The 13,298-nt window shown below is 41.9% G+C and carries 7 protein-coding genes; 6 read left to right on the top strand and 1 reads right to left on the bottom strand.

Annotated elements, in window-relative coordinates; genetic code table 11:
* Positions 1-4 precede the first annotated feature (4 nt).
* The 6 genes from IZT61_RS06650 to IZT61_RS06625 all read left to right on the top strand — a co-directional run bounded on the left by IZT61_RS06650 (position 5) and on the right by IZT61_RS06625 (position 11,885).
* Positions 5-1,639 carry a RagB/SusD family nutrient uptake outer membrane protein gene (locus tag IZT61_RS06650; RefSeq protein ID WP_196100390.1) on the top strand — a complete coding sequence of 545 codons (1,635 nt, stop codon included), beginning with the start codon at positions 5-7 and terminating at the stop codon, positions 1,637-1,639.
* Positions 1,640-1,682: 43 nt separating this feature from the next.
* Entirely contained in the window at positions 1,683-4,745 is a 3,063-nt protein-coding gene (locus IZT61_RS06645) for a SusC/RagA family TonB-linked outer membrane protein (RefSeq protein WP_196100389.1), read from the top strand.
* Positions 4,746-4,753: 8 nt separating this feature from the next.
* Positions 4,754-6,481 carry a RagB/SusD family nutrient uptake outer membrane protein gene (locus IZT61_RS06640; RefSeq protein ID WP_196100388.1) on the top strand — a complete coding sequence of 576 codons (1,728 nt, stop codon included), beginning with the start codon at positions 4,754-4,756 and terminating at the stop codon, positions 6,479-6,481.
* Between the two features lie 84 nt (positions 6,482-6,565).
* Positions 6,566-8,005: a right-handed parallel beta-helix repeat-containing protein gene (locus IZT61_RS06635; RefSeq protein ID WP_196100387.1), complete on the top strand. Its 1,440-nt coding sequence runs from the start codon at positions 6,566-6,568 to the stop codon at positions 8,003-8,005.
* 183 nt (positions 8,006-8,188) lie between these two features.
* Entirely contained in the window at positions 8,189-9,787 is a 1,599-nt protein-coding gene (locus IZT61_RS06630) for a discoidin domain-containing protein (RefSeq protein ID WP_196100386.1), read from the top strand.
* Between the two features lie 19 nt (positions 9,788-9,806).
* Positions 9,807-11,885 (top strand): glycoside hydrolase family 2 protein, encoded by a 2,079-nt coding sequence (locus tag IZT61_RS06625; protein ID WP_196100385.1) that lies wholly within the window; start codon positions 9,807-9,809, stop codon positions 11,883-11,885.
* Between the two features lie 291 nt (positions 11,886-12,176).
* Here IZT61_RS06625 and IZT61_RS06620 read toward each other — a convergent pair whose 3' ends face one another.
* A complete protein-coding gene (locus tag IZT61_RS06620; protein ID WP_196100384.1) occupies positions 12,177-13,292 on the bottom strand; it encodes a TlpA disulfide reductase family protein in 1,116 nt (371 codons plus the stop codon).
* Positions 13,293-13,298: the final 6 nt, after the last annotated feature.

The following is a 13,298-nucleotide window of genomic DNA, read 5'->3' as shown; positions in this document are numbered from 1 at the left end:
TCTTATGAAAAGATATATATACGTTATTGCACTGGCGGCAGGATGTTTAGCAGCATGCCAGAAAAATGATATTGAGAAAACGCCCTTAAATCAATGGACGGAGGAATATGTTTTTGATGAAAAAGACTCCGTTGGAGATTTTGCCAGGGGATTTTTAATTGAAACTTATAGCAACCTGCCCACCGGTTTTAACCGCATTGGGGGCAATATATTAGCGTCTGCATCTGATGATGCTATTGCTTCGCAAACATCCAGTACAATTGAACGGTTTACCAACGGGCAAATTAGTCCCTTCAACAATCCCGATGACCAATGGGCCAAAAATTATACAGGTATTCGCCGGGCCAATATCTTTCTGGCCAATATAGGCAAGGTTCCGTTTAAGCAGTCGATGATTACAGAAAAAAATTATTGGGTTGCAGAGGCCCGTTTTCTCAGGGCGTATTTTTATTTTGAACTGGTGAAGCGATACGGCGGTGTCCCTTTATTGGGCGATAGGGTACTGACGTTGAATGATGATCTCTCCATTCCAAAAAATACGTTGGCCCAATGTGTCGAATACATCCTAACCGAATGCGATGCCATTAAAGGCGCTTTAAGGAAAGACCCGGTAAGCGATGCAGAGTTGGGAAGGGCTACCCAGGCAGCAGCATTAGCCTTAAAGTCGCGGTTGCTTTTATATATGGCCAGCCCCTTGTATAATGCCGGCGCAACGGCCAACGATCCGAAGTGGAAAGCTGCAGCAGATGCTGCCAGAGAGGTAATGAAATTGAACGTATTTTCTCTCCACGCCAGTTTCGGTACACTTTTTACCACCCGAAAAAATACGGAGGTTATTCTTGCATTTCAAAGGGCAAATGGCACCGATGTAGAAAACAACAATACACCAGTTGGCTACGCGGGGCCGGTTACTGCAAATGGCTATACCAGCCCTACGCAAGAATTGGTTGATGCCTTCCAAATGAAAGATGGTAAGCCCTACAATCAATCAGCACTTTATGATGCTGCCAACCCTTATGTAAATCGCGATCCACGTTTTTATCTCACCATATTTCACAATGGCTTAAAATGGCTCAACAGAAATGTGGAAACTTTTGAGGGTGGAAAAGACAAACCCGGCGGAATTGTAACCCAAACCCGTACAGGCTATTACATGCGGAAATTTATGGGCGATTTTACGTCCAGTACAGTCTTCAGCAGCCAGACACACAACTTTATCCTATTTAGGTATGCAGAGATCCTGTTGAATTTTGCAGAAGCACAAAATGAGTTTTCAGGGCCAGATGCAGATGTTTACAAGGCCATTGAGGATATCCGCAAGCGTGCTGGATTAGTGCCTTTTGCCTTACCGCTTAATCTTACCAAAGAGCAGATGAGGGAAATAATCAGGCACGAAAGAAGGGTTGAAATGGCTTTTGAGGAGCAAAGATTCTGGGATATTCGAAGATGGAAGATTGCTGAGAACGTATTGAACGGTTCGCTACATGGCATGCGCATAACCAAAAATGGAAATGCACTTGTATATGAACGATATGAGGCTGCGAAGGTGAGCTTTTCAGCACCAAAAATGTATAGCTATCCAATACCCTACACTGAAATTACAAAGAACCGCAACCTGGTTCAAAATACAGGATGGTAAAAAAGGATAAAAAAATTAAACAGACATTACATATACATGTTTTATGAAAAAATTTTTAATAGTAGTATATATGCTCACCTGTGTTTCTTGTGGCCTGGTAATGGCACAAACCAAAACGGTAACAGGGGTAGTAAGGGATAACGCAGGGCCACTTCCGGGTGCCGGAATAGTAGAAAAAGGTTTGCCAAACAATGGTACAGTGGCCGATGGAGAAGGGAAATTCAGGTTCGCACTTAAGGGCACCAGTCAAATTATCGTTGTAAAAAGTGTAGGCTATCTTAGTCAGGAAATAAATGTGGCCGGCAAAAGCTCAGTTGAAATTCTGCTGGAAACAGATACAAAAGGATTGGAAGAGGTAGTAGTGGTAGGATACGGCGTACAGAAAAAAATAACCAATACCGGTGCCGTGAGTTCGATTAGTGCCGCAGAGGTAAGGCAAAACCCAACAGCGAGTGTTCAGAACACACTTGCAGGACGTTTGCCAGGGTTTACATCGCAACAAAGAAGCGGACAGCCGGGGAAAGACGGGGCAGATTTTTTTATTCGGGGGGTAAGCAGCTACGTAAGTGGTCAGCGACCTTTGATCATTGTTGATGATATTGAATATAATTATGCCGATGTGGCGCAATTGGATCCGAACGAAATTGAGACCATCTCGATATTAAAAGATGCTTCAACAACAGCTATTTATGGGATAAAGGGGGCCAATGGCGTGCTGGTAATTACTACAAAAAGAGGACGGGCCGGCAAACCAGGCATTAACTTCAAATCGGAACTTGGCCTATCGGAGATGACTTTCAAACCTAACTTTCTCGATGCCTATAATGCAGCCGTGCTCACCAATCAAGGGTATATAAATTCAGGACAAACGCCTTTTTATACCGAACAGGATCTTGAATTGTTTAAAAATGGAACCGACCCGTACGGGCACCCGAATGTAAACTGGTTTGATGAAATTTTTAATAAAACCTCTCAGCAATCGAGAACAAACCTCGATATATCGGGAGGAACGGAAAGCGTGAAGTACTTTGTTTCCATGGGCTATTTATGGCAAAATGGATTAATGAAAGACTTTAGCTCGGCAAGTGATGTGAATAACAACTATTATTATAAACGCTATAACTTCAGATCGAACTTAGATGTTCAGGCAACCAAAACACTGAGCTTTCGTTTGGATATGACCGGGCGCTTTGGGGAAACCAACGATCCTATTACTTACAGCCCCGAAGGAGAAGGATTAATCCGCGAAGTGTACAGCTACAACTTTTTGCCCCCATTTGCATACGCAATTTACAATCCCGATGGTAGTTATGGATATAATCCAAGATTGAACACAACCAACGTAATCGGCAGACTGGCTACCCAGGGGTACAATCGTTCTTTTGATAATGATTTAAATATCACTTTTGGCGGAACGCAATTGCTGGATTTTTTAACCAAAGGTCTAAGTGCGAAAGCGTTAATTGCTTATTCAAGCGCACAAACCAATAGTCGTGGTTTGGTAAGATCAGGAACGGTGAACAGTTTTCCACAGTACAGCTATAATATCGCAACCGGGGCCTATACCCCCAAAGATCCAAACCTTTATCGTTTGCCGCCATTTAACTTAACCAGTTCTTCGGGAAACGCCCAGCGAACCACCAACGTGCAGGCATCCATAAACTACAGACGCTCATTTGGCGATCATAATACTTACGGGTTGGTATTGTTAAATCAAAACAGCTATATCGATGGCCCGATAGTTCCGGTAAATTACAGGGGCTTAACCTTTAGGGCAGGATATGACTATAAACAAAAATACCTGATAGAATTTAATGCCGGTTACAATGGTACAGATAAGTTTGCCGAACAAAACCGTTATGGCTGGTTTCCTGCTGTGTCGGTAGGGTGGAACCTGGCAGAAGAAAAGATGTTTAAGGAAACACTTCCTTTTATCGATTTATTCAAATTACGGGCTTCATACGGGCTTGTAGGATCTGATTTTACGGGAAGCACTTTTGCCTACGCTTACGATCAGATCTATTCGAGTTCGGCAACCAGCTATAATTTTGGTCCATCGCCTACAAATGCGCTCGGCATTACCGAAGGCACCCTGGGCAATAATTCCATTACCTGGGAGAAAGAGAAGAAACTCGACATCGGCGTAGATATTAATATTTTTAAAGGTAGGGTAGCCCTGACCGTAGATTACTTTAATAATGACCGTTATGATATTCTGACAAGAAGAGAAAGTGTGCCTGCCTTTATTGGTATAGGCCTGCCACCAGTAAACCTGGGTAAGGTAAATAACAAAGGATGGGATGGCGAGATCACTTTTAAAGACAGGATGGGTGAATTTGACTATTTTGTACGGGGAACTTTTTCGTTTGCTGAAAATAAAGTGGTATTTAGAGATGAGGCCCAGCAGCGATATCCCTGGCTACAGGCTACGGGTAATCCGGTCGGACAAAATTTCGGGTATGTTTTTGATGGGTTTTACAGCGAAACAGATGTAACAGACCCATCGGTACCAAAGCCAACCACTGCTTTTAGGGCGGGCGATTTAAAGTATAAGGATTTAAACGGCGATAACATTATCGATGCATTTGATAGAAAAGCCATTGGCAAACCCAATCTTCCGAGCACAACACTTGGGGTAACACTGGGATTTAATTATAAAGGCTTCAATTTCAGCGCCCTGCTAACAAGTTCGTCGGGCTATAGCCTGGCCTTTGCCTCTGAAGCAATTTCTGCCTTTACCTCCAATTTTCAGCCCATCCACCAGCAAGCGTGGACACCCGAATTGGGCAATGCGGCAAAATTTCCGATTATTTCGAGAACGGTTAGTACCATTAGCGCCGCCAATGTATCACAATCAGATTTTTGGCAGGTAAACGCCAGGTATGTAAGACTTAAAACGATGGAAATTGGCTATCAACTCCCTGCTAAATGGGTAAAGCCAATAGGGATGAACGCCATAAGGGTATATGCAAACGGATATAATTTATTAACGTGGACTAATATCGATAAATTTTATCAAGCTGACCCGGAAGCCAATACGGGAGGAAAGATTTCAGCTTACCCTAATCAAAGAGTCTATAATTTCGGTCTTTCATTTTCTTTATAAAATCAGTTATGAAAATAAAACACATATTTTTCTATGCTTTGCTGTTGATTACAATAGCAAATGCCTGTAAAAAAGGCGACAGTTTTTTAGACGCCAAGTTGAACGACGTTTTAAATGAGGAAAGTACTTTTAAAGACAGTACCAATACGGTTGCTTTTTTAACGCGGGTTTATGCCGACGTTGGTTATAGCTTTAATCCTGGCCGATGGGAAGCCGGGGGGCACCCGGTGGTTGGCGATGAGGCAGTGCCGGTACAATATACCGGGCCGCAAAATGATGCAGTAGTGATGGCTTCGGGTGCATTATCTGCGGCTACCACAAACGTGGCCAAAAACGTACAAATATTAAATAACTGGAGTACCGCGTGGGCAAATATCAGAAGGGTAAACAAATTTTTGTCCAAAGTAGACCAATCGCCATTAAGTGCAACATTGAGAACACGCTTAAAAGCAGAAGCCCGCTTTTTGAGGGCATGGTATTATTCCATTCTTTTAAAGCATTATGCAGGCGTTCCCTTAATCGGCGATAAGGTGTTTGAGCCAGCAGACGACTTTAACTTAGAAAGAAATACTTATGAGGAATGCGTAAATTATATTGTATCTGAACTGGATGCCGCCATGAAAGACCTGCCTACCATTCAAAGCCAGATCGTTACCGATTACGGACGGGTAACCAAGGGCGCCTGCATGGGGCTCAAATCGAGGGTTTTGCTCTATGCGGCAAGCCCCTTATTTAATGGCGGAAACGCAGGTTCGGGAACACTAAAAAGCATTACGGGTTATACCGATGCCGACCAGCAGAGATGGAAAGCCGCTGCCGATGCCGCCAATGAGGTTATTGTTTCGGGGGCGTACAACCTTTACGAAGACAATACCACCAGAATGGGTTACGGATTTTACAAAGTGTTTACCATGCGGGTAAATAGCGAATATCTGTTTCAGGCCAACAGGGGCTTAAACCGCGACTTTGAAAGCCTTTTTCTCCCTTCTTCGCGAAGTGGAAGCTATGCCAGTAATGTGACCCAGAACATGGTAGATGCTTATGGTACTGCAGATGGTCTGGCAATTACCGATCCGGCTTCAAAATACAACCCTCAAAATCCCTATGTAAACCGAGATCCGCGTTTTTATAATAGTGTAATCTATAATGGCTCATTGTGGTTTCTTTCATCAACCAATCAGGTGGTAAATACGTTTTATGGCTCGAGTCCCGATGGCGTTGGCGTAAAAGCCCAAACCACAGGTTACTACAACCGAAAGATGCTTCAGGAAAGCTCATCAGGAAATACCGAACGGGTATGGCCACTAATCAGATATGCTGAAATTTTATTGAATTATGCAGAAGCACTTAATGAATATGAAGGCCCGGTGGCAGGCGTGTACGACGCATTGAAACAAATCAGAAAAAGAGCCGGAATCAATCCCGGGGCAACCAATAATTATGGCCTCAAACCAAACATGTCAAAGGATGAAATGAGACTGATTATTCAAAATGAGCGCAGGGTAGAGCTTTCGTTTGAGGAACATCGGATCTGGGATGCCCGCAGGTGGAAAATAGCCGAGGATTATTTTAACAGACCATCCCGCGGCATGAAGATTACTAAAACTGGTACATCCTTTAGCTATGAGATTTTTGATGTTATTCCTCATAAATTCTCCAATAATTTTTATTTGTTTCCAATACCGGAAGGAGAAATATCCAAAGACCCGAAATTATTACAGAACCCCGGATGGTAAAATGTATAGTTGTGATTTTAGGTTTTAATAATTGCCTATCTTAAGTAGTATTGAAACAATTTTTAAGGTAAAAAATAAAGAAAAATGATGAGAATACCACTGTTGCTCTATTTTCTGCTGATCAGTTTAACAAGTTCGGCAGCATGGAGCATAACCGATCCAATGGTTACCCATAAGTTTTATATCGATAGCCAAAATGGAAACGATAACGAAACAGGAACCACTAAAAAGCGGGCCTGGAAAACGCTGGCTAAGGTAAACGAACAAACGTTTGAACCTGGCGACCAGATTCTGTTTAAACGTGGAAGTAAATGGGACGGGCAGCTTGTGCCAAAAGGCTCAGGCACTAAAGAAAATCCGATTGTTTTTAGCGCTTATGGTAAAGGTGCTCTGCCCGTAATTGCCGCCAACGGGATGTTTACAGATGCGGTGCTGCTAAAAAACATCAGCAATGTGGCCGTTGAGTTTCTTGACATTTCTAACCGTAACCCAGCCGTAAAGGAGCAAAAAACCGGGCCCACGGGGCTGCGCATCCTTGCAGAAAATATCGGAACGATTTCAAATATCCGCATTTCAGATTTATATGTGCACGATATTAATGGCGATAATAAAAAGGGCAGTAAAGAAGGACATGGGATTTTTTGGGACTGCCAGGGCCCAAAACCAAGTAATATCGAAAATCTTTTGATAGCGAACTGCAAGCTTGAGCGGGTAGATAGAAATGGAATAAGGGGAAATGGAACCTTTAGCTTTAGAGATAACTGGTTTCCAAATAAAAATCTGGTCATCCGCAATTGTACCCTTGAAGATATCGGTGGAGACGGAATTGTAATAAAGGCATTCGACGGTTCTTTGGTAGAACACAATAAATTATTTCACATCCGCACGCGGGCTAAAGATAATGCCGTAGGTATTTGGCCTCACAGCAGTGATAATACCATTATTCAGTTTAACGAAGTTGCTTATACTCAAAACCGAGACCGTTCTAACGACGGACAATCGTTCGATATAGACGGAAACTGCAACAACACCATTATTCAAAACAACTACAGTCATGATAATGATGGAGGGTTTATGCTGATTATCTCAGATGCCATTAATGCAAAGAGCTGGATGACAAAAAACAATATTGTTAGAAATAATCTGAGTATTAATGACGGAAATAGGCGGAAACGCATTTTTAATTTTGCACTAGCCACCGATAGTACACTCATTTCAGATAATGTGTTTTACAATAATACACCTGATTCTGTGAAAATAGAGTTCGTAGATATTGAATATGGTGGCCCAAAAAACGTGGTGTTTGCGCACAACATTGTTCGCTTCACAAATTCTTCAACGTTGGTTTTTAGCAAAAGCCAAAAACAGTACGCCCATCTGTTTTGGAAAGAAAATGCGCTTGAAGGAAACATCACCGGCGAAGAAAAATTACTGAATGTTACCGAGGGAAATGTGTCTATCAAAGACAAAGATTTTAAAAAATATCCTTGGTCAGTATTAAAAAAATTAAAACTTGATAAATAATGGAAAGTGGCCAATCATCAGGCGAAAAACTGATTCGAATGCATTTAAATGTGCTTCTATAAAAATCTTGGTTAGCATACCAGGTTAGTTAGTGTAGTATGCCTCTCAGCTTTGAGAGGCTACTTTTAACCTCGTCAAATCAAACAACGGTCTAAATAATCAAACCCAAATAAATTAAATCCCATGAAAATCAGAACATTAATGATTTGCCTGTCCATGCTGTGGATATTGTCATCTTGTAAAAAATCAGATATGATCGCCAGTTCCGATCAAGGTACCGAGAGCTTGATCAACGTAACACATGATACTGCGTATGTGAGCAACCAACCCAGAAATCTGAACCTGATTTATTTTGTACCCAATGACCTGGATACACTTCCCTTGTATGAAAAGCGATTGAGTGAGCTGATGTTGTGGACTCAAAACTATTTCAAAAATGAAATGAACAGAAATGGCTACGGCTACAAAACTTTTGGCCTATTTAAGGATTCGGTGATCAATCGTGTAAAAATAATTACCATCAGAGGAACCTTACCAAAAACAAGTTACCCTTACACCAATGGCGCTTCCGCTGTGCAATCAGAAATTAATGCGTATTTCAGTACACATCCAGACGAAAAAACCAGCGACCACACTTTGGTTATCATCCCACGATATAGCTTCAAAACGGATGGTACACCCAGCGGCGGACCGTTTTATGGATTGGGCAAGTGGTGCTTTGCGTTAGATTACGAGGGATTAGATATAACAAACATCGGTAAAAGCGATGCCGATGGAAACAGATTCAGCGTATGGTTCGGTGGTTTGGTGCATGAGCTCGGGCATGGTCTCAACCTGCCGCACAACTGTCAGAAAGTGTCCGAAAACGCAACATTGGGTATGGCATTAATGTGGGCCGGCAATGGAACTTTGGGTAAATCTCCTACCTTTCTTACTGCTGCAGATTGCGCTATTTTAAACGTGAATCAGATCTTTAACAACAATACCGCAACCTATTACGGAGCCGTTACCGCTGGCATAAGCAGAATCCACGCAGATTATTCCAGCACTAAAAATGCCATCGTGGTTTCGGGTAAGTTTACCACTAATACGCCCATCAATAGTGTGCTGTATTACAACGACCCCAATGTAAATAACGAAGGCACCGGTACCAATAAAGATTATAATGCGACCACCTGGGAGTCGAAAGTAATTGGAACCGATAGTTTTTATGTTGAAATGCCCGTTTCCGAATTCAAATACAAAGATTCCAGTCCGTATGAAATGAAAGTAAAGCTTGTAGCCGAAAATGGAACGGTTAAGGAAACGATATACAATTATAAATGGGTAAATGCACTTCCGGTGCTTGAATTTGGCACAAAGAACGAAATCAGTAAGGCAGGATGGAGCATAGCCGCCTATAGTTCGCAGCAAACCACAGCGCCAGCAGTCAATATTATCGATAACAATACCGGAAGCGGCTGGCATAGCCAATACTCGGTATCTCCGGCCGCAACCTATCCACATTATATTACCATTGATATGGGGTCGGCCCATACCCTGAAAGGTTTTACCATTCAGAACGGTGCATCTAGACCAATAAAAAATGCAGATGTCCTGTACAGCACAGATGGGGTTAACTTCGTTTCGCAAGCCAGCTATGTTATTGCAAAATCAAGCTCCAAACAAAATTTCACTTTTAATACCCCGCTCACTTTTAGATATTTTAAGATCGTTCCTCAATCCAGCTGGGATGGACAGGTCTTTGCGCAAATAGCTGAAATAGGCTTTTTTACCGATTAAACCGTAGCAAAATAATTGTATGCAAAGTAAAAATACCAATTTAATCTCCCTTTTTATTTTTATCATGGCCATAAGCATTAAGGCTGTGGCAACCCCAATTAATCCTGGCCGACAATCTTTTCCTTTAAATAGCAAATGGCAATTTTATTTTGCATACAACTTTGAACAAAACATTCAAAAAGAAAATGTAGATGTACCCCATACCTGGAATGCAGCGGAAGTGCTCAAAGGCGTGGCCGATTATAACCGAACAGCTGCTGTATATGAAAATACTATTGATGTTAAGCCGGAATGGAAAAATAAACGGCTTTTCCTTTATTTTGAGGGCGTAAACAGCGTAGCTAATATATTATTGAACCATAAGTTTTTAGGCGACCACATTGGCGGCTATACCGGTTTTTGTTTGGAAATTACCGATGATGTTAAACCTGGCGAAAATTCGATCACCGTACAGGTGAGCAACGCCTACCGCCTTGATGTTATTCCCTTACACGGCGATTTCAATGTATATGGCGGTATTCATCGTCCCGTATCACTCATAGTAACAGGTAATGATTGCATTTCTCCATTAGATTACGGCTCTTCGGGCGTTTATATTACACAGAAAAAGGTTTCCCACCAATCGGCAGAGGTGGAGGTTGCCAGTAAGTTATCCATTAAAAATACTGTCGGGCTATCATTGAAGACCACAATCTACGACCAAAAAAATAAGATCATATCTTCGAAGGTAAGCGGCATTGAAAATGCTGATACAAAAGAAATTAAGCAATCTTTTGAGCTTGATAAGCCTCACTTATGGCAAGGCAGGTCAGATCCCTATTTATACACCGTTGAAATTTCGTTACTTAAGGATAAAAAGGTAATTGATCAGGTTGTTCAACCCCTGGGCCTCAGGTATTTTAATGTTGACCCGGATAAGGGCTTTTTCTTAAACGGTAAATACTTTGATCTTTATGGAGTTGGCCGACACGAGGATGTTTCAGGAAAGGGGTCGGCACTTCAAAATTCAGATCACGACCGAGATATGGAACTGATTAAAGAACTAGGCGCTACGGCGGTACGATTGACACACTATCCTCAAAACAGGCACTTTTACGACCTTTGCGATCAGAATGGCATTGTAGTGTGGTCAGAAATTCCCTTTGTGGGGCCCGGAGGCTATAGCGGTACGGGCTATGTAAAGAACGGCAATCTGGAAGATAATGCCCGAACGATGCTTACCGAGCTGATCCGGCAGAACTATAACCATCCCGCTATTTGTTTCTGGGGGATATTTAATGAATTGAAACTGGATTACGATGACCCGCAACCGTTTATAAGAGAACTTAATGCACTCGCTAAGAAAGAGGATCCCGGTCGTTTAACTACGTTGGCCTCCAATTTAGGGACCCGCGAATTTTCTGATCTGACAGATTTGATGGGATGGAACCAGTATTTTGGGTGGTATGACGGTTATTTCGATGAAGTGGGCGCCTGGGCAGACAAGGTACATGGAGAATTACCTCAAAAGTCGATCGCAGTAAGTGAATATGGCGCAGGTGCCAGTCCCTTTAAACACATGGAAGTGTTAGAGAAACCCTCACCAAAGGGCAGATTTCATCCGGAGGAATGGCAAACGGCATTTCACGAACAACATTGGGCAGCGTTTAAGAAAAGGCCATTCATTTGGGGCAAGTTTATTTGGGTGCTGGCAGATTTCGGCTCCTCCATTCGGACAGAGGGAGATAAGAATGCAATTAATGATAAAGGCCTGGTTACTTATGACAGGGGCATAAAAAAAGATGCATTTTACTTTTACAAAGCCAATTGGAACCCCGAGCCCATGCTTTATATTGCTGAAAAAAGGAATATCGAGCGAAGCAGGTCGCTTACGCATGTAAAAGTGTTCAGCACGGCAAACAGTGCAAAACTCTGGGTAAATGGTGTTTTTATCAGTGAAGAAAAAGCTAACGACTTGCACATCATTCAGTGGGACAACCTGAAGCTAAGCGACGGGATCAATCATATTGAGGTGTCTGGTGGACGCGGAAAATTGAAGCTGATTGATCAATGTGATTGGAACCTAAGATCGGCCGACAAGCCAAAGCCTATTCGATGATGCCTATTCATCAAAGAGAAAATCATTCTAGCGGATTTAACGCCGAATCTACAATAGCTTTGTGATTGGCTTAAATGAAAAGAACGGGCTATGCCCGTTCTTTTTTGCGTTACTTCAGTTGGTTTTTTTAAAATAGAACCTGATGAAAATTATTGCATTGCACAGATCCAATTTTTCTAAGCCCGGGAGCTAAAAAATACTGCTCCTGAACGGCTATCATTTTACAAATGCGCACAATTAATTAACTGCGATTATTGTAAAATCCTTGGCCATTTAACAACGCTGGAATACTTATTTAATGTGAGCTGCTATCAGTTTGTTCACATTTTCCCCTCTTAAATCTTTGGCGATTACTTTGCCCGAAGGATCTATAAGCACATTTTGGGGGATGGCGGTTATGCCGAAACGAACTGCCACCTCTGTTTTGAAACCTTTTACATCGCTTACCTGTTTCCAGGGTAAATTATCTGCTTTGACAGCGCTTAACCAGTTTGCCCTTTTATCATCTAACGATACCCCGACAATTTCAAAGTTTTTATCTTTAAGTTCGCCATAAGCCTTTAACAAAAAAGGATTTTCTGCCCTGCATGGCACACACCAACTCGCCCAAAAATCGACCAAAACGTATTTCCCTTTTAATGATGATAATTTAAATTCGTTCCCATCCTTATCCGGAAGTGTAAAATCGATGCTTTTGCCAATAGCAAATTGTTTAGCCTTTTCGTATTTGTCTGTTATTTTTTTTCCGGTAAAGCTAGCTAGTACTCTTTTGCTCAGTTTGCTATAAATGGGTTCAAATTTAACCACATCAATAACGGCCATTTTATTTCCCAATACCAGGTCGGCGGTTAAATATGAATCAGGATTATTGGAGATGAAATGATCGAGTGTTGCTTCCATATTAGCCATAACAGGCTTCGCATCTACCGAAATTTGCTTCAGTTCAACAGAATCTTTCGCAGCTTTGGCTTTGAAATATCTAGCCACAATCTTTTGATACTCTGCCTGTATCGGGTCCATTTTTTCGTGGTAAGCCAGGTTTTCACTTTGAAGCTTCGTTCCCGTTATCGATGAGTTGGCAATACTGTCTTTCCCTGTAACGGTTGTATTTCCTTTTTCCAGGTAAAATTCTTTAAAATCAGTACGGCTTTTTTTGCCTGCTTCGCTTTGAGCGGGTTTTAATTCTAAATAGGCCCTGTTTCCAAAGGCGGTTAAACCATTAAAGGTAAACTTTCCATCTTGCAACAATGTACTGTCTTTGCTGTTTTTACCTTCCTGATTAATATAACTGAGGATGAGCTTTTTATCAGTTCCGGCATTTGGTAACGTTCCGGTGATGGTAAATTTATCCTGAGCTTTGCTGCCAACAGCTAAAAGTGTTAAAACAGCGAGCATAAGTTTTTTCATAATCCG

This window comes from Pedobacter endophyticus (assembly GCF_015679185.1).
GTDB lineage: Bacteria > Bacteroidota > Bacteroidia > Sphingobacteriales > Sphingobacteriaceae > Pedobacter > Pedobacter endophyticus.
This window is presented reverse-complemented; position numbering and strand designations above follow the sequence as displayed.

Excerpts from the sequence above, each read along its gene's own strand:
- IZT61_RS06650 (WP_196100390.1), top strand. The coding sequence starts at position 5 with ATGAAAAGATATATATACGTTATTGCACTGGCGGCAGGATGTTTAGCA.
- IZT61_RS06645 (WP_196100389.1), top strand. The coding sequence starts at position 1,683 with ATGAAAAAATTTTTAATAGTAGTATATATGCTCACCTGTGTTTCTTGT.
- IZT61_RS06640 (WP_196100388.1), top strand. The coding sequence starts at position 4,754 with ATGAAAATAAAACACATATTTTTCTATGCTTTGCTGTTGATTACAATA.
- IZT61_RS06635 (WP_196100387.1), top strand. The coding sequence starts at position 6,566 with ATGATGAGAATACCACTGTTGCTCTATTTTCTGCTGATCAGTTTAACA.
- IZT61_RS06630 (WP_196100386.1), top strand. The coding sequence starts at position 8,189 with ATGAAAATCAGAACATTAATGATTTGCCTGTCCATGCTGTGGATATTG.
- IZT61_RS06625 (WP_196100385.1), top strand. The coding sequence starts at position 9,807 with ATGCAAAGTAAAAATACCAATTTAATCTCCCTTTTTATTTTTATCATG.
- IZT61_RS06620 (WP_196100384.1), bottom strand. The coding sequence starts at position 13,292 with ATGAAAAAACTTATGCTCGCTGTTTTAACACTTTTAGCTGTTGGCAGC.